The sequence below is a fragment of the Bacillus sp. 95MFCvi2.1 genome (assembly GCF_000374965.1).
Lineage (GTDB): Bacteria > Bacillota > Bacilli > Bacillales > Bacillaceae_G > Bacillus_A > Bacillus_A pseudomycoides.
In genome coordinates this window covers 129,999-152,250 of sequence record NZ_KB895700.1, presented here as the reverse complement: position 1 = coordinate 152,250, position 22,252 = coordinate 129,999, and the positions used below count along the sequence as shown (strand labels likewise).

General features: G+C 32.7%; 28 protein-coding genes and 2 pseudogenes. 10 read left to right on the top strand and 20 right to left on the bottom strand.

Annotated features, from left to right (window positions below; genetic code table 11):
- The 3 genes and pseudogenes from C568_RS0116650 to C568_RS0116645 all read right to left on the bottom strand — a co-directional run.
- Positions 1-213 (bottom strand): annotated as a pseudogene (locus C568_RS0116650) (N-acetylmuramoyl-L-alanine amidase); the annotation flags it as partial.
- Positions 214-253: 40 nt separating this feature from the next.
- Positions 254-370: an IS3 family transposase gene (locus C568_RS36295; protein WP_323957796.1), complete on the bottom strand. Its 117-nt coding sequence runs from the start codon at positions 368-370 to the stop codon at positions 254-256.
- A gap of 106 nt (positions 371-476) precedes the next feature.
- Complete coding sequence (locus C568_RS0116645; protein WP_231398830.1) at positions 477-821, bottom strand: transposase; 345 nt, start codon at positions 819-821, stop codon at positions 477-479.
- On the opposite strand from C568_RS0116645, the pseudogene C568_RS36290 reads away from it, so the two are divergent.
- From C568_RS36290 to C568_RS0116615, 5 genes and pseudogenes are all read left to right on the top strand, one after another.
- Positions 816-953: pseudogene (locus C568_RS36290) on the top strand (Arm DNA-binding domain-containing protein); the annotation flags it as partial. The gene C568_RS0116645 and the pseudogene C568_RS36290 overlap by 6 nt on opposite strands.
- A gap of 24 nt (positions 954-977) precedes the next feature.
- The gene (locus C568_RS35500; RefSeq protein WP_006094770.1) at positions 978-1,505 is read left to right on the top strand and encodes a tyrosine-type recombinase/integrase; all 528 of its coding nucleotides are present in this window, start codon (positions 978-980) and stop codon (positions 1,503-1,505) included.
- A complete protein-coding gene (locus C568_RS34785; protein WP_029427391.1) occupies positions 1,480-1,851 on the top strand; it encodes a tyrosine-type recombinase/integrase in 372 nt (123 codons plus the stop codon). The genes C568_RS35500 and C568_RS34785 overlap by 26 nt, the downstream gene beginning before the upstream one ends.
- A gap of 84 nt (positions 1,852-1,935) precedes the next feature.
- The gene (locus C568_RS0116625) at positions 1,936-2,250 is read left to right on the top strand and encodes a thioredoxin family protein (protein WP_016114761.1); all 315 of its coding nucleotides are present in this window, start codon (positions 1,936-1,938) and stop codon (positions 2,248-2,250) included.
- A gap of 597 nt (positions 2,251-2,847) precedes the next feature.
- On the top strand, positions 2,848-3,729 hold the full coding sequence (locus tag C568_RS0116615; protein WP_003197533.1) for a cation diffusion facilitator family transporter: 882 nt from the start codon (positions 2,848-2,850) through the stop codon (positions 3,727-3,729).
- On the opposite strand, the gene C568_RS0116610 is transcribed toward C568_RS0116615, so the two are convergent.
- The 5 genes from C568_RS0116610 to C568_RS0116590 form a co-directional block, all read right to left on the bottom strand.
- Positions 3,716-4,351, bottom strand: a complete 636-nt coding sequence (locus C568_RS0116610; protein WP_018782185.1) for a phosphatase PAP2 family protein — start codon at positions 4,349-4,351, stop codon at positions 3,716-3,718. The two genes, C568_RS0116615 and C568_RS0116610, sit on opposite strands and share 14 nt — an antisense overlap.
- An 82-nt stretch (positions 4,352-4,433) precedes the next feature.
- Positions 4,434-5,189: a sporulation protein gene (locus tag C568_RS0116605; protein WP_018766371.1), complete on the bottom strand. Its 756-nt coding sequence runs from the start codon at positions 5,187-5,189 to the stop codon at positions 4,434-4,436.
- A complete protein-coding gene (locus tag C568_RS0116600) occupies positions 5,171-5,992 on the bottom strand; it encodes a serine/threonine protein kinase (protein ID WP_018782184.1) in 822 nt (273 codons plus the stop codon). Before C568_RS0116600 ends, C568_RS0116605 begins: the two co-directional genes overlap by 19 nt.
- Positions 5,992-6,183 carry a hypothetical protein gene (locus C568_RS33095; protein ID WP_017149660.1) on the bottom strand — a complete coding sequence of 64 codons (192 nt, stop codon included), beginning with the start codon at positions 6,181-6,183 and terminating at the stop codon, positions 5,992-5,994. The genes C568_RS0116600 and C568_RS33095 overlap by 1 nt, the downstream gene beginning before the upstream one ends.
- A gap of 124 nt (positions 6,184-6,307) precedes the next feature.
- The gene (locus C568_RS0116590) at positions 6,308-6,487 is read right to left on the bottom strand and encodes a YozD family protein (protein WP_018782183.1); all 180 of its coding nucleotides are present in this window, start codon (positions 6,485-6,487) and stop codon (positions 6,308-6,310) included.
- A gap of 158 nt (positions 6,488-6,645) precedes the next feature.
- On the opposite strand from C568_RS0116590, the gene C568_RS33090 reads away from it, so the two are divergent.
- On the top strand, positions 6,646-6,801 hold the full coding sequence (locus C568_RS33090; RefSeq protein ID WP_003197522.1) for a DUF3930 family protein: 156 nt from the start codon (positions 6,646-6,648) through the stop codon (positions 6,799-6,801).
- Here the strand turns inward: C568_RS33090 and C568_RS0116580 are convergent, their stop codons facing one another.
- From C568_RS0116580 to C568_RS0116565, 4 genes are all read right to left on the bottom strand, one after another.
- Positions 6,802-7,380 (bottom strand): hypothetical protein, encoded by a 579-nt coding sequence (locus tag C568_RS0116580; protein ID WP_018766373.1) that lies wholly within the window; start codon positions 7,378-7,380, stop codon positions 6,802-6,804.
- Entirely contained in the window at positions 7,377-7,526 is a 150-nt protein-coding gene (locus C568_RS34780; protein WP_018782182.1) for a hypothetical protein, read from the bottom strand. Before C568_RS34780 ends, C568_RS0116580 begins: the two co-directional genes overlap by 4 nt.
- 66 nt (positions 7,527-7,592) lie before the next feature.
- On the bottom strand, positions 7,593-7,724 hold the full coding sequence (locus C568_RS36130; protein WP_018782181.1) for a hypothetical protein: 132 nt from the start codon (positions 7,722-7,724) through the stop codon (positions 7,593-7,595).
- A 184-nt stretch (positions 7,725-7,908) separates the two neighbouring features.
- The gene (locus tag C568_RS0116565) at positions 7,909-8,397 is read right to left on the bottom strand and encodes a Rho termination factor N-terminal domain-containing protein (RefSeq protein ID WP_018782180.1); all 489 of its coding nucleotides are present in this window, start codon (positions 8,395-8,397) and stop codon (positions 7,909-7,911) included.
- A 174-nt stretch (positions 8,398-8,571) separates the two neighbouring features.
- Here C568_RS0116565 and C568_RS0116560 point away from each other — a divergent pair, with 174 nt between their 5' ends.
- On the top strand, positions 8,572-8,832 hold the full coding sequence (locus C568_RS0116560; protein WP_018782179.1) for a hypothetical protein: 261 nt from the start codon (positions 8,572-8,574) through the stop codon (positions 8,830-8,832).
- 350 nt (positions 8,833-9,182) lie between these two features.
- Here the strand turns inward: C568_RS0116560 and C568_RS0116555 are convergent, their stop codons facing one another.
- Positions 9,183-11,171, bottom strand: a complete 1,989-nt coding sequence (locus C568_RS0116555; protein WP_018782178.1) for a hypothetical protein — start codon at positions 11,169-11,171, stop codon at positions 9,183-9,185.
- Positions 11,172-11,525: 354 nt separating this feature from the next.
- Here C568_RS0116555 and C568_RS0116550 point away from each other — a divergent pair, with 354 nt between their 5' ends.
- On the top strand, positions 11,526-13,295 hold the full coding sequence (locus C568_RS0116550) for a DUF4209 domain-containing protein (protein ID WP_018782177.1): 1,770 nt from the start codon (positions 11,526-11,528) through the stop codon (positions 13,293-13,295).
- Positions 13,296-13,685: 390 nt separating this feature from the next.
- Here the strand turns inward: C568_RS0116550 and C568_RS0116540 are convergent, their stop codons facing one another.
- The 6 genes from C568_RS0116540 to C568_RS34305 all read right to left on the bottom strand — a co-directional run bounded on the left by C568_RS0116540 (position 13,686) and on the right by C568_RS34305 (position 18,569).
- The gene (locus tag C568_RS0116540) at positions 13,686-13,895 is read right to left on the bottom strand and encodes a hypothetical protein (protein WP_231398829.1); all 210 of its coding nucleotides are present in this window, start codon (positions 13,893-13,895) and stop codon (positions 13,686-13,688) included.
- Positions 13,896-14,255: 360 nt separating this feature from the next.
- Positions 14,256-14,459 (bottom strand): hypothetical protein, encoded by a 204-nt coding sequence (locus tag C568_RS0116535; RefSeq protein ID WP_231398827.1) that lies wholly within the window; start codon positions 14,457-14,459, stop codon positions 14,256-14,258.
- A 192-nt stretch (positions 14,460-14,651) separates the two neighbouring features.
- Complete coding sequence (locus tag C568_RS34775) at positions 14,652-16,214, bottom strand: phage major capsid protein (protein ID WP_018782173.1); 1,563 nt, start codon at positions 16,212-16,214, stop codon at positions 14,652-14,654.
- A 455-nt stretch (positions 16,215-16,669) separates the two neighbouring features.
- Positions 16,670-17,329, bottom strand: coding sequence for a hypothetical protein (locus tag C568_RS0116520; RefSeq protein ID WP_018782171.1), 660 nt, complete (start codon positions 17,327-17,329; stop codon positions 16,670-16,672).
- A 180-nt stretch (positions 17,330-17,509) separates the two neighbouring features.
- Complete coding sequence (locus C568_RS0116515) at positions 17,510-18,307, bottom strand: hypothetical protein (RefSeq protein WP_018782170.1); 798 nt, start codon at positions 18,305-18,307, stop codon at positions 17,510-17,512.
- Positions 18,308-18,404: 97 nt separating this feature from the next.
- The gene (locus C568_RS34305; RefSeq protein WP_018782169.1) at positions 18,405-18,569 is read right to left on the bottom strand and encodes a hypothetical protein; all 165 of its coding nucleotides are present in this window, start codon (positions 18,567-18,569) and stop codon (positions 18,405-18,407) included.
- A 381-nt stretch (positions 18,570-18,950) separates the two neighbouring features.
- On the opposite strand from C568_RS34305, the gene C568_RS0116500 reads away from it, so the two are divergent.
- Both C568_RS0116500 and C568_RS0116495 read left to right on the top strand, forming a co-directional pair.
- Positions 18,951-19,574: a hypothetical protein gene (locus C568_RS0116500; protein ID WP_018782167.1), complete on the top strand. Its 624-nt coding sequence runs from the start codon at positions 18,951-18,953 to the stop codon at positions 19,572-19,574.
- Positions 19,575-20,041: 467 nt separating this feature from the next.
- Positions 20,042-20,521, top strand: coding sequence for a hypothetical protein (locus tag C568_RS0116495; RefSeq protein WP_231398823.1), 480 nt, complete (start codon positions 20,042-20,044; stop codon positions 20,519-20,521).
- A gap of 77 nt (positions 20,522-20,598) precedes the next feature.
- On the opposite strand, the gene C568_RS0116490 is transcribed toward C568_RS0116495, so the two are convergent.
- The gene (locus tag C568_RS0116490) at positions 20,599-22,074 is read right to left on the bottom strand and encodes a recombinase family protein (protein ID WP_018782165.1); all 1,476 of its coding nucleotides are present in this window, start codon (positions 22,072-22,074) and stop codon (positions 20,599-20,601) included.
- Positions 22,075-22,252: the final 178 nt, after the last annotated feature.

Sequence of the window (22,252 nt, the reverse complement as noted above, 5' to 3'; positions counted from 1 at the left end):
TTACTTCACATATACATAGGCTTCATTTGCAGTTACATAGTATGTTTTTCCTTTGCTGTTATGCACTTTGTATTGTGATGATCCGTTAATATTTACCTTAGCATCGATCGTGAATCCTAATCCTGCATCTAAAGAACCAGCAACATCTTTATCCTGCCAAGATAGAGAATCATAGAAACGAAGGTTGTCTACTTTAAAAACAACGCGTTTTCCTGGACTTACCCCCGTCAAGTAGACAGCTTTTAAAAAAAGATTAGGCAGCCATCGAGATTCGATATTCAATCAGAGCTCGGTGGTTGAGTCGTTTTTGGAATCGTTTGTAGTTATAATGATAGATGTATGTTTCAATTGCTTGAATCTGTTCCCGCAATGTATCTCCTTTGAAAAGCGTAATTGTCTTTGAGTACGTGTTAAACGCCACTTATAGTAACTGGAACGATTTAACTGAGCAAGGACATCTTTTACAGATTTGGATACTACTTTTTTAAGTAATCCACCTGTGCCTTGTAGTATTCTAATTCTTCTTCCATACTATCGAATTTCGTACGAGAACGACCTTTCAAGGGGTTTTTGAAGCCCTTATTACCGTTGTTTTTTCCCCGTGAGTCTGAAATACCGCCTGTTTCTTGATATTTCCGAACCCAATCCATTAACTGTGTTCTACTTTTAAGCCCATATTTCTTCGCTATAGCTGATTGGCTACCCTCATCATTTAAAAAACTTTCTACAACTTGTATCTTTAATTCATCTGAATAAGTTTGAAATTTACCCCCTTTTTTAACCATAATAAAATCCCCTCCAAGTAGAAGTGTAACATCCATGTTTGTTCATGGTCTTTTTACACTGTCTACCTTAAGGAGATAATATCAGGTTCGAAGTGGACAATAATAGTAGACATTGGTCCCGATCCTGAAACGGGCAAAAGACGCCAAAAATGGTTTTCAGGATATAAAACGAAAAAAGAAGCGCAAACCGATATGACTAAAAGAATCGTAGAAATTGAAGAAGGCTCGTATATCGAGCCCACAAAAATGAGAGCACGTGAATTCTTTATTCAATATCTTGAAGCTAGGAAGATAAAGCTTAGAGAAACCACGTACTATAACTATCGTAAACATATTAATAATCGTATTATACCAAAACTCAGTAACATTCCAATGCAAAAATTAAAGGGTATAGATCTTGAAAAATTTTATAGTGATCTATCAGAAAGTATGAAGCCCACTACGGTACGAAGTATACATCAGATTATTCGTACTGCCCTTTCTTATGCAATGAGACATAAAATTGTTAAAAAGAATGTTGCGGATGTTGTAAGTCCACCTAAAGGGGTAGAAAAAACAGTAAACACTTGGTCTGAGGAAGATGTACTGCGTTTTTTAAAAAATGCTCAGGATAGTCGTTATTATGTAGCTTATCTTCTTGCAATCACTTGTGGAATGCGTAAATGTGAAATACTAGGTCTACAATGGAAAGACATTGATTTTGAAAGAAGAACATCATGAACGAATAAAAGTAGAAAAAGAACGTTACGGAAGTGAATATAACGATTATGATATAGTCTGCCCTACCTTTAATGGTAATCCTTGCAATTTCAGAAGTTTGACACAGCTCTGGAAAAAGCTTATAAAGAAAAGTGAGGTTCCTGATATTCGGTTCCAAGATCTAAGGCATACTCATGCAACTTTAATGTTGAAACAAGGTATTCATCCGAAGATTGTAAGTGAACGTTTAGGACATAAAAGAGTAGGCATCACATTAGACACCTACTCACATGTCGTACCAGGACTTCAAGAAACTGCGGTGGACCAATTTGCAAACGAATTGTTCGGAAATAAAACCGTTCGTTAGAAATTCGTTAGAAGTTTCGATTTTTTAATGAAATTACCACCTAAAAAAATACAAAATAAAACAATTGTAAAGGGAGCGAAAAACATGAAAGAAATCAAGTCTGAAAAGGAATTCAAGGACATTATCGCAAGCGAGGAGCCAGTAGTAGTTAAGTTCTTCACTACATGGTGCCCAGATTGTGTACGGATGGATAACTTTATCGGAGATGTAATGGAAGAGTTCCAGAAATTCGAATGGTATTCTATTAATAAAGATGAGTTCCCAAGTATTGCAGAAGAGTATCAAGTAATGGGAATTCCTAGCTTATTAGTGTATCAAAATGGTGAAAAACTTGGTCATTTACATAGTGCGAACGCAAAAACAGAAGAGCAAGTTACTGAGTTTTTAGAAGCATACTAAAATAGAAGAAGTGCCTCTGAGATATATTCTTTCAGAGGCACTTTTTTAGTCTTTTTTAATGATTTTCTTTCGTAATTACTTAGTCATTTCTTCAGAAGTGTAATAGGCTATTTCCTCCTGACCAATATACATTAGGATACTTCTTTCTCCTTCATCTCCAAGATACATCTCCATTTTTATATGTAATTAACAAATCATATAGCAGATTACTAATCCCCTTTAATTTTTGTTCATCTTCATTCAATATTCATAAAATAAGCTTCATTTAAACCGCCAAATCCTTTCGAAATAGATATCGATAGCATAGAAATATCTTGCTTCCTCATTGGACGACTTACCCCCTGTGATACTAAGGATCGTAAAAAGCAGGATAATATTTTGCGCATCTCCCCCCTTCCTTATATCGTAAAGGAAATCCGATGAAATTTTTACCTTTTCTCACTTTGTACTTTGCAACATATTTTTCCTTTGCGAAACTTTGTTATCCCCTACTTAAAAAACTATAAAGCGTCAACAATGTTTGTATAGACCCACACGAGTTTCGTTTGATACTCTATTAATAGAAAGAATTTCCTAACAGAAAGGTGAGTGATCATTATGAATTCACTTTCTAATAAAGAAGCTGATAAAGGAGCTATTGTCAGCATTATCGCCTACATATTTTTATCATCACTGAAAATCGTAATTAGCTATATTGCCCTTTCCAGTGCATTACGGGCGGATGGTTTAAATAACTTAACAGATATTGGTGCTTCTTTAGCTGTATTAATTGGTCTTAAAATTTCTCGTAAACCCCGTGATCCGGATCATCCATACGGACATTCACGTGCAGAACAAATCGCTTCACTTGTTGCCTCCTTTATTATGGCGACGGTCAGCTTAGAAGTAATCGTAAGTGCAATTCAATCGTTTTTCAATCCGCAAAAAACCGCACCAAATGTACTTGCAGCATGGGTTGCCTTATTTTGTGCTGTCGTCATGTACGTCGTGTACAAATATAATAATAAAATTGCGCAGCGAACAAAAAGTAAAGCATTAGAAGCCGCTGCAAAAGATAATTTATCAGATGCTCTCGTGAGTATAGGTACAGTTGTCGGCATTGTAGCATCACAGTTCCACATGCCTATCCTCGATCCAATTGCGGCGTTAATCGTTGGCTTTATTATTTGCAAAACTGCGTGGGACATCTTTATAGAAGCTTCTCATATGTTAACTGACGGCATTGATCCGGATAAAATGGAGGAATATTCACAAGCTGTCAGACTCGTTTCTGGTGTTGAACATATTGTTGATATTCGCGCACGTATGTATGGAAACCAAACGTATGTGGATATTACGATTGAAGTAGATGCCCATATGGACGTGAGTAAAAGCCATCATATTACCGATAAAATTGAAGAAATGTTAGAACGAAAATTTGGAATTTTACACACTCATATTCATGTTGAACCTATGCAAAAAGAACCTATGATGACATAGGTTCTTTTTTGATGAATGCTTGATGAAACATAATACATAAAATAAGCCAACTTCCACCCGCTGCCCAGCCCGCTAATATATCGGATGGATAATGGACACCGAGATATACACGGCTAACAGAAATAGAAAATATAACAAAACATGTAATAAAAATAAGCAACAACTTTTTATGCAGTGTAATGCGATGTTCTGTGATTGTTACATAGGCGATAAACCCTAAAAATGCTGTAGCATTCATCGTATGGCCGCTCGGAAAACTATACCCTGTAGCTGTAACAAGCTGCGTGACATCCGGTCTTGGGCGCTCGTACCATAATTTTAAGAGGCTGTTAAGATAGCGAGATCCATAATAATTAACGATTAAAAATAACGCACTTAACAACTTTTTTCGAATGAGAAAGTACATTACAACTATGATTAATACTGGAAAATATATTTTTTTTGAACCAATATAAGACATCCAGATAAAATAAGCTGTCAAATAATCGTTCCGAAAACCTTGAATAAATTTGGAAATAACATCATCAAATCTCTCAACACAAGCGGTATGATACGAAAGTGATAATCCGACAAAACAAATGAGTAACGTACTTAACAAGTATACATGTCGATATCGTTTCACATACATAACCTCACTATATAAAAATAAGAAATGGAGCGGTTGTTTTAGTTTTCCTCCCCATTTCTTTTTTATGCATCATTTATTAAGAAATATAACTGTTAATTTTTTGCTGCATCGTTGGAATGTCTTCACGTGTTACAGTAAAGCGAACAACTCTTTCATCTAAGTCTAAAGCTTCTGAAAATAAACCTGCTAATCCACGGGCTTTTCTGTCAACTTCCATAATAATGTCCAAACGATCATAAGCACGTGGTAAAATTAATAATTCCAATTCATCCAATTTGCCATAATACTGTCCGGAAACTGGAATGAACTCAAACTCTTGCGCAAATGGAATATTGGCACGTAAATGACGTGGTAATTCTTCACACTCCGCTTGACGAAGCCTAAATCCTAATTGTTTTACGCTATCTAAAACACTGTTTAATAACACATTCGGTAGCACCTGAATGTAATCACGATCACTCGGATCAATACTGTGCTTAATATCAAGACCTGTATGAATCCAAACCGTTTTCATTCCAAATGTAAGTGGCGCTTCAATTGGCATTGAGAATGAAAATGGAATTTCTACTTTTTCATTTGGAGATATCGTAATAGGTTCGGTTAAACGTACTCGTTCTAGATCGAATGTAGCACTTACTTTTTTATCATCTACTTCTCGTATATACGATGTCGATAGTGTTAAATAAATGCTTTCAATTTGTTGATTGACTGATCCACCCGTAATATGAACCACACCTACAATTTCTTCTCCTACTAAATATTCATCTTTCTCAAGAACTGTATCCACTTTTGCATTTCCTATTCCAACGCTTGCTAAAAACTTTTGAAACATGTATCCCCCATCCTTTCTAATGCATGGCGTACATCTTCTCTAACTTCTTGTATATTTTCGTAATAAGGAGGCTTCATCCGTAGCATTCGCATAATAATTTCACAGTTTTCTTTCATTAGCTGTAACTCTTCATACCATGGCCTTTCTTCTTTTGCAGTAGATTCATAGCCAGAGTATAATAAAAATAATGTAAAGTGGCCTAGCGCATAAAAATCACTACGATAGTGAATTTCTCGCATATAGGCTTGTTCTCCTTCATAGGTAGATGCTCGTTCATCGATTTCTTCTATAAATCTAGCTAATCCAAAATCGATAATACTAATCTGCTCCTCTTTTATTAAAATGTTAGGAATTCGTAAGTCTCGGTGAATAATACCTTTACTATGAAAATAAGAAACTGGCTCAAGTACTTTATATAAAATCTGAAAAACCTCACGCTCTTCATATACATGTCCATCTTTGAAAATGAAGTCTTCAAAATTCTTACCTGGCATGTACTCCATTACAAAAAACGGCTGTTTTTTCCATATAAAGCCGTTATATAAGCGCGGTATTGCCGGATGATCTAACTGCTCTAAAATCGCTTGCTCCTGTGCGAATGACCTTCTACCTGACATATATTTTTGCTTACTTTGTCTTAACTGTTTCAAAACTCTTTTTTCTTTCGTTTGCAAATCATAAACGATATATGTAAAGCCATAGCTGCCCATTCCAATTACTGATTCAATTTTATAGCGCTGCGAGACAATTGTATCCATACGCAGCGGTCTATCAAACCAGGCGAGTATATCACGCCATTTCATCAACTACTTGAAAAAAAGCTGCGGCTTTTACGCTTTCTTTTATAATGCTGATGTCCATAGCCATGAGAATTTCTCCTCTTGTTATAATCACTACTTGAATACGAACGACCTCTATGACGATAATCACTACTTGAATACGAACGATATCTATTCTTCTTTCCTAGTAAAGAATCAATAATTTTTTTGAACATCCCTTCACCTCTTGCTTAAAATTTTCTTTTTATTATATCAATAATTACGCTTTATGTTTGTGACAAGTTTGTAAAGAAAGAATTTTGAAGTGTAAAAAACGACGAGTAGATCCCGTCGTTACTTTCACCCTTCCTCCTCATCAAACACTTCATCAATCATACATTTTTCTAGTAAATATTCAAATGTAATATCAGCGAGATCTTCAATCTCTTCTCGCTTTGGTACATACCCTCTCTCAATTAGTTGCTCATAAAAAAACTCCGCAATTTCTTCCGTATCAATTACGACTTCAATTTCCTTCATGAGCATCACCCCTTTATTTCTGTTTTATGAAAAAATCCCAAAATTATGTATACGAGATTAGAAAAATAGATTTTCTTTTCCAAATCATACTTGTCTGTCATATCCTTTCATCTTGCAGCATACGATGTAGTACAAGCTATTTGAAGGGGGAAATACGAATGGAATATCAATATGAAATAGAGCAAAGAAAAGAAGAGTTCATGCATGAAGATAAATGGGCAGACTCTATCATTAAAGGGCTTATTATTTTTTTAACTATTGTAGGTATACCGTACACAATATATATTTTTGTTCAATTTCTTCTTGCTTTCTAACTATTTTTTCTCTGTTAATTTAACTAAATAATTATGGACGACATCCATAACAATTTTATATTCTTCATCTTGAAATGTTTCGTATAATAATTGATAGTCGTTATAAATATCTAATAATCCATCAATAATTTCTTGTCTGCTTGTTTTAATACTCACCTTTTTTGAGTTGTTTATTGACTTCAATTTTCCTAAATCTAATTTATTCATCCCGGCTTTATCTTGTTTCATTTTTTTCAAGATTGCATTAGCAGTTTGTGCATTCGCAAGCAAAGTTAAATCTGATTCATCAGCCTCTAACCACTCACCATCTGTAATTCTCGATAATTCATATATTGTATCTTCCCAGGCATCATTTTTATACCGCCACACCTCTGTGCGAAACCCAACGATACGAAAAACATCTTTATCATATCCCGTAACTTGCACAAGATCACCGAACGTAAAATGATAGCGTAATTCAATCCATTCTGTTTCACCTTTTTTCATTTCTTGTTCCGTAACATGTTGAAGTGTTTGTTCCACGTAATATCCATCATGATTATTAACTTCATATACATAAACGCCATCTAATATTTTCATATTTGTTGTTTTTCTATTTTTATTCGGTATTCCTCTTCAAAGAAAGCTTGAAATTCTTCGTTACCTTTAAGCTGTTCATACATCTCTAACAACTTTCTCATCTGTTCGAGTTCTTCTAAATAAACAGAATATTCAGTCGAATTCATATGTATCACTCCCTATAATAATTATAAAATAAAAAAGAAAACCCGTACACTTTAATTTGTACAGGTCTAACTTGCTTTTTCATCTTCTTTTTTGCTTACTTTCTTCTCTATTTGCTTAATTTTTTGTGCTAACTCAATAAGTGCTTTTGCAGCTTTCTCCGCATCAAACGTTCCTATTTCTTCGTAGTTAAAATCCATGATGCTCCTCACCTCTGCCGATATGATATGCGAGACGTTTTGTCTGTGTTCTTTGTCCGCATGATTCTTATATCTGCCAGATGAAAAACGTAAATTAAAAATCCTCATAAATAAAAAAAAAGATGACTTAACTAATCTTTTGGGATTAATTAAATCATCTCCTTACGGTCAATGAAATTATATTTTAGATTACAAATAACAGTCTGTACCCAACTCCATGATACTTTCCGTTCTGAGACTTTGTAATCTTACCGTTGTCTTTTACGTACATCGCTTTACCAGTCTTCAAAGAGCAGTTTGCCCAGCCAACATTGCAAACTCCGTTAGTCACACAGTAATGTATTGCTTTAGCCTGATTTTCGAATTTTTCAATTACTTCATCTTTGTCGTTGATTAACACTATGGGGCGTTTTACTCGTTCTAACGGTTTACGAGGTTTTCTAACAGGCTTTTTTTCTTGTTTAACTGGTGGTTGTAAAGACTGAGCAGCTTTCCATTCCATGTATTGTTGTTCAACTTCTTGATTGTGCTTCATAATTTCTTCATTAATTGCTTTCAAAAGTTCCTGTTTATTTAATCCATGACGTTGTTTAATACCGCACTCCTTTGAAATCACGAACAACTCTTTCATTGATTTTGATTCATTAATGTATAGCTTTGATTGTAAGTTCAACAGTATTCACTCTCTTCTTTTCTGAACTTTCAGTTATTTTATGTCTCTTTTTGTTATATTAACATACTTTGTAATTAACGTACATATGCTCTTTTTCGTAGAAATAAACTATCCCCAGCTTCGTAATTATTATATAATACCTCTAGAAATTTCATCGGAGGTAAATAATAAAAAATGGATTTAAAAAATATTACCCAAGAACAATGCGAAGAGTCTAATCCTAAAAGAAAGAAAGGAAGAACTCGTACAATTGAAGTTTATAAAGATGGAGTGCATATTGAAACTATCGAAGGATTGATTAAAACCTTCAAATGGGCAGCAGAAAATAATATTGCAAATCAAGGATGGGTGAAACACAGCTTGAAAACTGGAAAAGAAACTGTTCCCGGAAGAAAATTCAAAGAAGGCGGTTATCTATTCAAGTACGCTGAGTAATCTGTATATTTTTCCATCGTTCTAGTTTTTTGGTATAATCAAAGAAATCCATATCAATTAAAACAAAAAATCATCACGAGTACCAGAAGGCCCACTGTTACATTTTGTTGATTTTAAAATATAAATATATGGACTTTCTCCTTAAAAAGCAATACAAGACAATCTGAGAACCCGTTTTTTAACAGATGCCATAAAATCACCCATAATTCTTCTAACATCAATAGACAGATAAAAATGAGGCGGTCACATCTTCAAAATAGATATGGCTGCCTCATTTTTACTTGTTAAGATGTTAGTAATAAAATTGATATTTTATTATTTTGGATTGTATTTATACAATCGCTTATTTATTAGTCATTTTTTCTACATAAAGGACAATATGGTCTTGCTAATAAGTGATCACTACGTATTTCCCACTCATGTCCACAGCTCTTACATTTCGCTGTTACTTTTTCTTTACTTGAAACATAATTTAATGCTTCAATAGTGTTATTTGACCTGTTAATTACTTTTTGTTTATAAGCTTCTACTCTTTTAACCTTGCTTTCAACTTTAGGTTCGCTCGATTTATCTACTACTTTCTTATCTTTCGCTGTTGAAGACTTTTTACGCTTCTTAATTTTAGGTAATTTTTTTGTAATCATTTTTTCTACAAATTCGTTATTTTGAAGTCCCTCATTTATCATACATAATCTTAAACAACTATCTAATTTGAAAGTATCGATATTAAATTGAGTTTCTTCATCGATTAGTTGCTGGACTTCATCCAATACAGACGATAATTTAATCAATTTTTTATCTTTTATTGTATAATCATTAATTCCATGCTTATATTCAGTTAAAACTGATATGAAAGAGTTATCTACTTCATTATTTATCATGCTAGAAATTTTAAACCCTTTTTTATTTATAGACCACATGTCATAAAAATCTTTTTCAAAATACTCTATTCCAGCCTGACAATTTCTTGTTGTTTCATTATCAATATAGTACTTCTTTTCAGTTCTATTTCCTTCATTATCAATGAAACAATAATCAAACCTAATAATATCTGGGTCTTTTCTGATTTCAAAATTTCTAGTCCTTGCATTGTTCGAAATATATATTTTGAAATGACAAGTATTAAGTACAGCATCCTCTACTTTTATACCTATAGTATTAGGATCGCATCTATCTCTCAAAGGAAAAGAAGTGAATCGAATCGAAGGAAATATCATTTTATATCTTTCATTAGTATTTCTATTCTTTTTTTGAGTACTTAGTTCACAAGCTTCATCATGAAGTTTAGATTTATTTTCCCTTTCTTTAAATGTATCGTTTACTTCATGTATTTGCTTATCAAAAAACTCATAAAAATCAAAGCCACATTTCTGAGAATCTAAGTACTTATAAAAATTCTTTCTATATTTAGGTTTCTCAGATTCCTCTCTAAAAAATATACTACGGATAAAATTAGTAACTGGTATCTTGTTGCTGTAGATATTCAGTTCTTTAAATTTCTCAATTATTTCGTTTTCTAATTTATCTACTGATTCATCACATTCGTCTCTTACCCTTAAATATTCTTCCCAAGCTTTTCTTTTTTGTTCATTCAATCTTTGAATTTCATTTTCTTCAGCATCAAGGTTATATCGTTTCAGTAATTTATCTACATTAGAAGTAACTTCTTCATATTTTTCAAGTATTTCATTATTAAGTTGTTCATTATCTCTTAATAAGAAAGAATAACCTCTATCAAAAGCATATTCAAGATTAAACTTTGTAAATCCATATTCGTAATAAGATGATATACAATCAATATCTTCCTGTAATAAAGTTAAATACTGATCTGTTTTTGAACTACTCAACGGTCTTAATTTAGGATATTCAGTTCGGGAATTTATTTGGTTAAAACCAAAGAATGATGGTAATAACTGTCTAAAATACTCTTGCTCTTTTTCTTCTAAATATTCTTCATCTACTTCTTCTAGGATAGTCATACGGAAATCTCGTAGAGAACAATTATTTTCTATCATGTATTTAAAAATTTTACACGCCTTAAAATTCCCATCATAGAAAGACTGAGATTTTGAAAAGAAATATTTATAATACTCATCATAAGAAAGTCTATTTAAAGAAATGATTTCTTCGAAGTGTTGTTTATGTCTTGTCTGTATATTTACTGCTTTTCCTATATAAATTGGAACAATCTTTTCAGAAGTGAAATTGTCTATATAAATCATATATATACCTGAAATATTATGTTTTGTTTCTGATGTAACTTCCCTATATAAATTATCTTGTATCAATTGTTTTACTTGGAATTTTATATTATCGATTTTTTTCATATTTTTATCCATGCGGCTTCCCCTATTCATTATCAGTGCATTGCTAGAGTAGTAAACATTTTTTCTTTATTCAACTACTATAATAACTATCTCATAACCTACCTAATGCCTTAAATATTTTATGTACTCCAATTCCACCTTCTTATTTCCATTCTTTTGAGAAACAAACAGATTGATCCCTTAGTTCATTCCAACTTAACATTACCATTTATATCTCCCCTATTTACACATCTATTTATGGAAAGTATTGTATAATTAATTATACAATAAATTGTACTAGAAAAACCTTTATATGTTACTTCACCTTTCATCTGAATTATCACAAAATTAAACATTCCAGTTATCCATTAAAGGAGGAGAAAAAATATGATTAATATATCGTTAACAAAGGAAGATTTTTTAGAGACTAATTGGCAAGAAATTATAAGCTCAGAAGAAATAACTGAAAACCACAACTATAGTCACAGTTTTTATAAAGCAATGCAGGACGCCAGAGATAATGGTGACGAAAAGAAAGCATATATTTTCAAATTATTAGGGGATGTTACATCTTATGGTTTAGATTTAGACTCAAAGGATAATCATTTTACGCCCTTTTGGATAATGGATGGAAAAAGATCAGCGAGTATAGAAGATCTAAAGGAATCCGAACTTTCCTTTTTTGAAGAAATTGTTGAGGAAATTGACAATCCAGAGATTAAGTCTAGAATAGCTGATGTTTTATGGATTAGACAAAAAAATTATAAGAGGGCCATTTTAGCCATAAGTAGCTATATTGAAGTATATGAACAAATGATTAACCCTGATTCTTGGTATGCAGGGATTGAACGTTTAGAAAGAGCTGTTCAGCTAGCAAGTTTATTTAAGAAAGGTGAAATTAGGAAATCGATAATAGAGAAAGTAGAGGAAGAAATTGAAAAACATAAAATAGAAAAAGAATCATTCATTGTTAATTCCCTTATAAAGTTACTTCTAAAATTAAAAAGGTTCGATTTAGAAAAGCACATTGAAATTTTGGAGGAACGAGCAGTATTTGAAGAAGAAAGAGAATATTGGAGTAGAGCAAGAGAATATTGGAATCTTTGTATTGAATGCTTAACATATGAAAAAAGGTTTAATGAACGTGAAGAAGCAAAGTTATCAAGTGCCAATACATACGTAATGGAAGCTGAAATGGTTTTAAGAGATAATCCTACTTACTTCATAGCCGTTTCTCACTTACAAAGCGCTATTGAAGCATACAGAAGAATTGAGGGCACAACCGAGACAGTAAATAACCTTCACAGAAGAATGTTAGAATATCAGAAAAAATCAGTTTCGCAAATGCAAGAATTTGAATCCGAAGGAATTGATATTAGTGAATTAATAGAAAATTCAATCAATGAAGTTAAAGGGAAATCTTTTAATGATAAGCTTGTTACTTTAGCCTTAATGTATAAAAGTCTTAGGACTAACGAGCTAAGAGAAACAGCTGAAGCTGTAATAAGAAAGTCTCCTTTAAGACATATTATGACCTCAGCCAAAGTTAACTCAGAGGGTAAGATAATTGGCAAATCTCCTTCTGTTTTATCAGACAGCACCGAAGATTATGAAGAAGCAATAAAAATTGAAATGTATAATAATGCGGGGTACCATCGCCAAGCTATAGTAGAAGCCATTATAGAACCAGTACGTAAACAAGTTTTGTTAGAACACTTTATAATGTTAAGACATCTTGCGCCATTAGTAATTAATAATCCTTTTATTCCAGAAGGACGAGAAGAAATTTTTGCAAAGGGCTTATATTATGGATTACATGGAGATTTTTTAATCAGCGCGCACTTATTGATACCTCAAATTGAAAACTCCATTCGTTTTATACTTAGTAAAGAAGAAGAAATTGTATCAAATATTGATAAGGATGGAATCCAAGAAGAGAAAAATTTAAATACTCTACTATATTTACCGAAATTAAAAGAACTCTGGGGAGAGGATTTTGTATTTGATCTTCAAAGCCTACTGGTAGAGAAACATGGAGATAACTTAAGAAATACTACATCCCATGGACTAATCGGTAATAATGAATTTTACTCAGTTTCAACAATTTATCTCTGGTGGTTAACTCTTAAGCTTTGTATCATGTATAAAATTCAGTAGATGATATTTAAGCTTTATTTACATCTCCATACAGCAAAGGGTGGGAGGCCACATTAGAAACAAGGGTAACGAGGTAACATATGAAATACCAAGCATGAGTAGAGAAGGTGCGACCGGGCTTTTAGATTTTACTGAAATACTTCTAAGATTTATTTATGAAATACCCGAAAAAATGTCTAAATATAAGTCTCCTCAAACACAGAAATAGAATGGACTTATATAAAAAGAACAAAAATAACCTGGCCATATCTTTTTTTAGATATGACCAAGTTATTTTTTGTCTTCAAACTGTTTTGCAATCAATTGAGCCAACTTCTCAGCTTGCTCAAGACTTTCTGCTGTAACGTAAATAAGCTTTCCTTGTAGAATGATATTGTACTGCTTCAACATCTAAAATCCTCCAATAGTAATTGTTCCATCTTCATGGTATTTCATTGTAAATTTATTCTCAGGAACTTCTTCTTTCTTACAAAGCTCACGATAAATTCTCTTGAGTTTGTAAGCGTCCATTTGGTGAGCTTCCAAATATGAAATGTCTGCTTCTTCTATGAAGAGTTCGACCATTGAACCGTATGATAAGTAAGGCTGTTTTCCTTTCAATCTTAGATTGTAGGAAAGATGAGTAATGAAGTCATCTTTATGAGAGATTTCTTTCGGAGTACATTTGCACTTTATACTTTTTGTTTGTTCAATTGTTAGCCTAGACATATATCCTCCATTATCAACCTGTTAAATTTTGTAAAAAATGCAAATTGAGTTCAACGGAGTTTGGGCCAATTGGTACCGTTGATGAGAGTTACACTCACCACGTTATTACACGATATTTTATCTTTTTTTCCAAAGGGAGAGGCGGTATCAATGGCTAGTTCTCATATCTTCTTTTGAATGAAGTTGAGAATCAAATACTCCAAAATCACTTTCAAAACACACACAAAACTACTTTTTTAGAAGACTTCAACACTAGATTTCAAACTTACGTAAGAAACCGTATGACACTTGATCACAGCCTAAGACATACATCATTAGATTAACTCCTGCGAGGAGCTGCATCCGATTAACCTTCTTACCTTTGCACTTCATTAGTTCTAAGAAGTGGTTTGCAACAATAGATGCTGAACAGAACTTGAAATTCTCTTCTCCAATCACTTCTCTTATCTCCTTCAAATAATCTAATTTCTCATTCATTTGTACCTTCTCCTTTCTAATCGTAATAATAAAGACTAAGAGCAACTGTCTACCCTTAGCCTTATTCAGCCTTTAGATGTTACATTGATACTAGCCCTCTCCCTTTATAAAAATAAAAAAGAGAGCAGAATAATCTCTCCTCTAAGTTTGTGGAATTTTGAGCAAAAGTAATTATGCTACTACACCTTTTGCTACTGCTTGATAGTTATGGCAACATCCATCTAATAATGCTTCTGCTTTAAACGAAACCGAACCGTTTAAAGCTTCAGTCATTCCAATAACTTGCTTAATCTCAATATCTTTAACGATAGCCAATGTATAGCAATCGCCAATCGACATGAAAATTATTGGAGTATTAGTAATCGTATCTCCTGCTTGCATAGTTGATGAGATTTCGATTTCATGTTCCCAAAGTGTCGGAATAACTTTCCCGTCAACAGTTTTCGATTTAACTAAGTACTCACCATTCACTGTGATCTGTGCAACTTTTTCGAAATATGCTTCAGACATATACCATTTACAATAAGGTCTGTATTCTGAATTAACTTTTAAGTAAAGAGCTCGAAGCATTGCTTCAGTTGGAGTAATAGCGAAAGTAACTGATGTCACTAATGAATCGGGAGCAATTCCTTTTAGTCCTTTTACGTTGTCACCTGTCAAAATCTCTTCTTCGATTTTTTTACCAACACGTCTAATCAGTAATTTTTTAGAATGTTCATCCATACCTTTAGCTTCATTAAGAAGGAAATTCGAGATGTTCAGCATTACTCCAACTCGTTTGCCTGTTACAGTATCACGTTCAGCTAGATTTAAGTTAATCATTGGAATGTTTTCACCTTCTAGAACAAAGGCAGCATCATCTAAAGCTGTTTCATATGGAATTTTCATATTTGCACCAATTAACTCAATCTTACGTACATTAGCAACTACATCACTGCTACTTTCTAAAAGTTCAGCAACCGGTGCTACTTGTTGTGAAATAGCTGATTGTCCTTCTGTTGTTCCTTGAAAGTTACGTTCTTCCATTTTTTGTTCCTCCTGTTTTCTTTGTTCTAATTTTGTGAGCTCTTCATTTAGAGCAGCTAATTTATCGTTTTCATGTTTTAATACAGATTTGAAAACCGAACTATTTGGCGCAATTTTCAAAGTATCTTCAGCTCTTCGAGCTTCATCTTTATGGAATTCTTCTTGAATTTCTTCGATTTCTCGAATTTCTGGCTCTTCAACAATTTCAATTCCTCTAGCTGAAATAGTTGATTGGCTATAAGCAGGACTTTTCACAACAGATACTTCGAACAATTCCATCTCTTCAATAGTTCGTTCAAAAAGACCTGAGCTAAGAGAACGCCAGCTATCCTTTACAGTTCTGAAGCCGAATGACATATTCTGAAGAATTCCGTCATTGATAAGTTGGTAGTAATCGCACCCCCACGTGGTTGGAGAAATTGTGGCGGACATAAATAAACCTTGCTCATCTTCTCGCAGTTGTAATGAATCGTTACGAGTGGAAGCAAGGATTAGTTTTGAATTATGCTCAGCTAGAAAATCGATATCTCTTGTCGCATTTAGAATTGCTTTGGAGAAAGCTCCTTTTGCAATTTTTTCTACAAATCTTTTTGTTGTACCAAGGACATTACTCAACTGTTCAGTTTTGTTAACATAACCGGAAACTGTCATTGTTCCATCTTCATTAGCACTTAATTCAGTGCTTTGAAAACGTAGTTCCATTTTCATAAGCTCTTTCACCTCTAAAATAATTTGTTGCTTGCCGAAGCAAACCTGAAAAATGGCAAAAATAAAAAGACGTACCCCGAAGGATACGCCTCGTCAAAAAGAAAAAATCGATAGGAAACGATAGAACTCATTCTGTCGTTTTATATTATTAGTAGCTACTTGAAGTAGCCCTTTATTGAATTTGTTTTAAAAAAGGAGAGCCAGACAAATGGAAAAACTGACTCTCTTGACATTGGAGAAATCAGGAGGTTAAACCAACTCTCCAATGAACCTTAAAGCCTTTTCAAAAACTTTAAAACTCAACTACGAAATCGAAATGAAATTGAATCCACCTATCATGAAGAAAGATGGAACAGATATATAAAGCAAATCGGAGTATACTTTATATATCTCTCTTTTGTTTTTATAAGCAATACTCTTATATTATATATGTCGTTCTACAGTTAGCCGCGCCCCTAAAAACTAGCAATCTTTTCACAAATTTTCCAGATTTTGTATTGACAAGCTTTATAAGTAATATCTAGTTCTTGAGCAATTTCATTAATCTGACGCTCATCTCGAAGCATATCAACTACAAGCTTTTCATCATCATTTAAATTTTGAATCAATTCTTCCAAATCTAAAAAGATAAAGCTTAAATCGTTATTTGGGTCGAATTCCATGTTCATTGGAAGAAGAACTTTTACGTGAGCAGGATTCTTCAAATCTATTACACTCAAATTTGGTACAGTAGATTCTTTTGCAGCAGTTCTGCAACCAAAGACTCCATCTAAAGCATCTTTTGAATAAATCATATCTTGTTTCATTTGACCAATTGTCCTAGAACGAACGAACTTTTTACCATCATCTTTTTGGAAATCTTTTTTAAGATGATTGATTCCATTTTGATAGTCACGTAGAACTTGTCCAAGTAAATCTTGACGATCTAAGTCTTTTTGTCTTATTACTTGTATTTTTCTCTTTTTATGATTCTTTTGATTTCTTATAAGAAAGTGAAGTACTTCCATTCCCATTTCTTTTCCGTCTTCGTCTTGAGCTTCAGTAAGAGATTCAAGTGAAACATCTCGATTGATTCGTTTTGTTAATTCATCATTGTCATACCAGTATTTCCCCATTTTAGTTTCCTCCGTATAATTATTAGTTGTTAATATATTTGTATCTGCCTTATCAAAAACGTAAATTAGAATTCAAAAAAAATAAGACATCTTTCGATGCCTTAGAATTGGTTCCAAATTTGTTATATTTCTATTTTAAATACAAAGGTAACTTTTTTAGAACCACTTAATTATAGTCACTTAAGTATCCAGTATGTTTTTTGTGGTTTCCAGATTGTCTGTTGCATCATCCTTTTTGAAATAGTTTGAAAATAAATTATAAGCTTCTTTTGTAAGAGCTTTTGAAATAGATTTTCTTGGAACCCCTCCATATTCATATACACAAGCTTTATGAGCTTCAGCCCTAGCAAACTTCTTTACTTCTTTAATTGCTTCTGGATTACCTTTGCATAATTCTAGTTGGTCAACAATGTTTTCCTCGTAAATTTCTCTGATGAATGAGTGCATTTCAAGCCATTCTTCTTTAGTTATTTCTTCTCTCATTTCGGTAGAAGTGAATACTTTATAATAAGTGTATTTGTTTGGGTCGATAAACTTCGAAAACAATTCACCAGTTTCAGTATCAAAAGAATGCCTTTCAATTAATTCTTTCTTTTTAGGAAGAATTTTGTATTCTCTAAATAATTCAATATACTTACCAACTGTGTGTCTTTCTAAACGATTGGGCACTTCCCAACCAATATTGTCGCAGTTTTCAATTGTCCAATCATCTTCAAAGAGAAGTTTTATAAGCTTTTCTGCTGTTTCTTCTTTCGGAAATTTTACCTCTCTTCCAGCGATTTGCTCGCACAATTGAATGAACTCAGATTTTTCTGGTTCTTTATAAGAAAATATCTGATAAGATTTGGAACGACCGGTTTTCATTTCAACATAATCGTAATCTTTCAAGAATTTCTCTTTATGAGTCTTGAATGAAGTTATCTTTACATTTAGAGCTTCACATAGCTCTTTAGTGTCGTATGTTTTAAGTTCTAGCATTTGATTTAGCTCCTCGAAATAGTATTAGAAATATGAATAGGTAACATTTTCACTTACCATTAATAAATAAATATATAGTGGTAACTTTTGATGTTACCTATTGAGTAATCGACCATATGTCATCGATTAGTTCATCAGAAAGCAAGAAAGTGTAAACAAAAAATCCTTTAATTCTGTTATGTGGCTCAACTTTTAATAGTTCATGGCCTCTTGAAATAAGTTCTATTGCTAATGCTTTTTTGAATATGCGTTTTGTCTTCATTTTTCATAGCTCCTTTGAACGTTTTTGACCAAACTAAAAACACCTACAATTCTGCAAGCGTTTCAATTACCTGTATGTATTTTATCTGCCCTATGAAAAACGTAAATTAAACGGTGGAAAAAGTTTTTAAAAAATATAGATTTTATTTTCTTCTTCAACAGGCAGGTTAGTACAATAATCTTTTACCACTAACTGGAATTTTATAGTAAGATTAATTTTAGAAATAAATAATCTTAGGAGGTAAAAATTATGATTTCAAATATATTGGTTCCGTTATTATTACTAGCTATAATGGAGTTAGATATTTTAATTAGTAACCTTAAAAATAAAGGTGTGCAGTCGGTAGTTGAGCCGGTGAGATAGATGACAGGAGATGAAAGAATGGCAATTGTTCAAGATACATATAACATACCTGATGAAATTAGTATGAAGATTTTAACTGGAGAGTATATAAGAATTGGAAGCGTTGTACGTCATAATACAGACAGACACAAAGGGCAAATTGTAAAACATCTTGAACCGGTCAACTTGAATGAAGATAAAACACGGGGTATGGGAGCACAGGTTTTACAATTTGCCAAGAATAATAAAACCCTTATTAAAGTAGGGTTAGAAATAGCAATAGCTATTGGCACTGGAATTTATAATAAGGCAAAGAAAAATCAAGAACCTGATGTTGTTGTAAAATTTAGAGAGGCTCTAAAGGTCTACCTGAATGCTGTGCGCGAGGGTGCTCTTACAATGGAGATAATTACAGATTTGATGGCACGCTTGGGTGAACTGAAAATGCATTCTGATTTTGAAAAAATCAGCATTGTACTTTCAACGGACGAGTTGGATGTGTTTGTGAATCGAATGTTTGAGTATACAAAAAAACTTGCAGCAGATAATGCGATTAAACTAACCAGTCTAGAGAAAGAAACACCTTCGCAATCTGAGAATACAATCATTAATCTGCAGCGTTATCTTGAAGCACAAAAGCGCATTTTTGAACTGGCTTCTTAGATTATAGCAAGAGTGAGCAAGCCATCTTATGGAACAATTATGAAACTATAGTTACTTTATTTAATGAATTGGAATATTTGAGTTTATCGTTTTATTGAAAAAAGGTTCAATCGGTTGAAGTTCTTGTTCAACTAACGGGTGCTTTAGTTAAAGAAGAGTATTAGGACCAAAACGGTCCTTTTTTGGTTTTTCTATAATAAAATGAGAATTTTATATTACTAACTTAATTTAGAATTTATGTTTTTTCTTTTAATAAAAGTGCAGGAATTACTGTTTTTTTGTCGAATATTACCACATTTAAATAAATTTTATTTAACTTATAAACTCTAAAAGTGAGGATAAGCATGCATTACAAATTTTCGTTCTATTTAATCTTATTTATAGCAATTTGTTTAATATTGACTTCATTATTTAGAAAAAAAGTACCTTCTACAAAACTACAGTTCTTAACACATGTATTACTTTATTTGATTGAAATAATAACCGCCACAACAATCATTACTTATTTTATTGAAAAATTTGAAGCTATAAGCACTAATTTGTCACTACTTGCTGTATTAAGGAATTATGTCTTTTCTTATACTATCTATCAATTGTTCCTTTTAATAACATTTAAACTAAAAGATTCTCTCGATGTCGATGCCTATACAGCAATAAAAAATCTAATTGATAAGTATCAAATATTTGCTGAATTTGATAAAAAGATTCCAGATGAGGATTTAAAAGAGGTTAATGAAAAAGTTAATAATTCGAGAATGGTTTTTAATAAAGAGCAACGTATATATACCCAAAAAATATTAACTATGGTTGAAGCTTATAATAGTGGTAAAATAGATGTTAAAGACTTTAGATTCGCTTTGAAGCAAGAGTCGAGAGAAATAGACATTCAAACAAAAATAATCAGTTATGGTTGGATGAACTCCATATTATTGAGAATGCTCAAATAACTTAAAAATTAAAAGGTCGAGATTATAATCGACCTTTTAATTCTAAATTTTATTAGAAATAAGACTGAGCATTAAGCTTATAACCACTCAATTTTTATTGTAGCTTTTTTTCTTGGTTTTGTTGTATCGTGATTTGTCTCTGTATTACTGCTAAACCATATCTTCTTAATAAATCTCTTAAGAAAAGCGTTGCAAGCTTCCGGCTCAAGTTCCTCTAACCTTTCTAACATACCGATGATGTATTCGTACTCACATTGTTTTTCATCTGTGTTAGATAAATCTTCTAATTGAATGTCAATAAGGTCAATCTGTTGCCGAATAGACTTAATTTTTCCTTCGTTCTCATCACGCATCTCATAAAATTCGGCTTTACTTATTTCTCCATCCATTCTCATAGTTTTTAGATTCCGTTGACGTTTCTCAAATTTATTAAGTTGCTTCTCTAAAGCTTCTCGCCGAACTATTAACTCCTTCTCTTCATCAACTATATCAAGAGATTTCAACTTTTCTAGTGCTTTTTCAACTTTTTGTTTTCTTTCTTTAACTCTCTGTAATACATACTGCTCAACCGGTTCATATTTATGCCCACGATCTTGACAGACGTTATTATCTATTTTGTAACTACAACTCTTTATAAACTCTTTACCTGCCCCATCACTCTGCAGATACCTCTTCCGCCCACAACAATTACAATAAATTAAATTTTGAAGTCTTCTCTTCGCTTTCAATTTATGAAAGAAATTACCAGTCGTATTTTCTGCCAATATCTCCTGCACTTCTAAAAATGTTTGCTTACTTATAATCGGTTCATGAGCATTTTCAACAAATACTTCATCAACTACCCTACCGTTAACTCTTCTGCACGCTTGAACAACTCCATAATAAACGACGTTCCTTCTGACTTGACTAATATGTGCTGATGTGAGAACTTTACCATTTCTGCTTCTCCACCCTAAAGTATCTAACTGTTTTGCAATTTCGTTAGCACTAACTCGTTCTAATGTCTTTTGAAAGATAAAGCGAATGATTTTAGCTTCATCTTCAACTATCTCTAATCTCTTCTCTTCGTTCTTCTTATATCCTAATGGAACTCGATTTGACATCGTCCATTTCCCTTGTTCTGCTGCCGCTAATCGTCCTCTTCCCAAACGTTTACGAATTTGTTTATATTCAAAATTTGCCATCATTGCTTGGAATGAAAAAAGCATTTCATTGCTTTCCTGTGACAAATCAATTGCGCCTTGGGGAGTCAAAATTTTGATGTCATGAAGAATGAGCATCTTTTTAATTTCTTCAGCATGAGCGTTGTCACGAGAAATTCTGTCTATATCCATTACAAGGAGGGCATCATAATCATCTAACCTGCTTAACAGTAAATTCAATTGAGGCCTGTCAGTATTAACTCCGCTTGAAATTTCTTGATAAATGTCGTAAGTTAATTTTTGCTGTTTTGCGAGTTTGGTCAGCGCATTTCGATGATTGGATAAGATTTCATCTATGTTTAGTTGCTCTTCATTTCTGGATAAACGTAAGTATATTGCGGCTAATCCCATTTTCTTCACCTCTTACATTATGTATTAGGAGTGATACTATAGTATTAACCAAATAAAAATAGAAAATTAACATTTGTAATTTTGCCAACAGTTCCATATAGCGTAATCACGACTATATCTCCTACATTATATTTAGGTTGTTTTTTTCTTGCCATTTATATCTCTCCTTTTTAAAGTC

Coding starts and splice junctions, on each gene's coding strand:
- C568_RS0116645 (WP_231398830.1), bottom strand. CDS start 821: ATGGATGTTACACTTCTACTTGGAGGGGATTTTATTATGGTTAAAAAA.
- C568_RS35500 (WP_006094770.1), top strand. CDS start 978: ATGACTAAAAGAATCGTAGAAATTGAAGAAGGCTCGTATATCGAGCCC.
- C568_RS0116625 (WP_016114761.1), top strand. CDS start 1,936: ATGAAAGAAATCAAGTCTGAAAAGGAATTCAAGGACATTATCGCAAGC.
- C568_RS0116615 (WP_003197533.1), top strand. CDS start 2,848: ATGAATTCACTTTCTAATAAAGAAGCTGATAAAGGAGCTATTGTCAGC.
- C568_RS0116605 (WP_018766371.1), bottom strand. CDS start 5,189: ATGTTTCAAAAGTTTTTAGCAAGCGTTGGAATAGGAAATGCAAAAGTG.
- C568_RS0116600 (WP_018782184.1), bottom strand. CDS start 5,992: ATGAAATGGCGTGATATACTCGCCTGGTTTGATAGACCGCTGCGTATG.
- C568_RS33095 (WP_017149660.1), bottom strand. CDS start 6,183: ATGTTCAAAAAAATTATTGATTCTTTACTAGGAAAGAAGAATAGATAT.
- C568_RS0116590 (WP_018782183.1), bottom strand. CDS start 6,487: ATGAAGGAAATTGAAGTCGTAATTGATACGGAAGAAATTGCGGAGTTT.
- C568_RS33090 (WP_003197522.1), top strand. CDS start 6,646: ATGGAATATCAATATGAAATAGAGCAAAGAAAAGAAGAGTTCATGCAT.
- C568_RS0116580 (WP_018766373.1), bottom strand. CDS start 7,380: ATGAAAATATTAGATGGCGTTTATGTATATGAAGTTAATAATCATGAT.
- C568_RS34780 (WP_018782182.1), bottom strand. CDS start 7,526: ATGAATTCGACTGAATATTCTGTTTATTTAGAAGAACTCGAACAGATG.
- C568_RS36130 (WP_018782181.1), bottom strand. CDS start 7,724: ATGGATTTTAACTACGAAGAAATAGGAACGTTTGATGCGGAGAAAGCT.
- C568_RS0116560 (WP_018782179.1), top strand. CDS start 8,572: ATGGATTTAAAAAATATTACCCAAGAACAATGCGAAGAGTCTAATCCT.
- C568_RS0116555 (WP_018782178.1), bottom strand. CDS start 11,171: ATGGATAAAAATATGAAAAAAATCGATAATATAAAATTCCAAGTAAAA.
- C568_RS0116550 (WP_018782177.1), top strand. CDS start 11,526: ATGATTAATATATCGTTAACAAAGGAAGATTTTTTAGAGACTAATTGG.
- C568_RS34775 (WP_018782173.1), bottom strand. CDS start 16,214: ATGAAAATGGAACTACGTTTTCAAAGCACTGAATTAAGTGCTAATGAA.
- C568_RS0116520 (WP_018782171.1), bottom strand. CDS start 17,329: ATGGGGAAATACTGGTATGACAATGATGAATTAACAAAACGAATCAAT.
- C568_RS0116515 (WP_018782170.1), bottom strand. CDS start 18,307: ATGCTAGAACTTAAAACATACGACACTAAAGAGCTATGTGAAGCTCTA.
- C568_RS34305 (WP_018782169.1), bottom strand. CDS start 18,569: ATGAAGACAAAACGCATATTCAAAAAAGCATTAGCAATAGAACTTATT.
- C568_RS0116500 (WP_018782167.1), top strand. CDS start 18,951: ATGGCAATTGTTCAAGATACATATAACATACCTGATGAAATTAGTATG.
- C568_RS0116490 (WP_018782165.1), bottom strand. CDS start 22,074: ATGGGATTAGCCGCAATATACTTACGTTTATCCAGAAATGAAGAGCAA.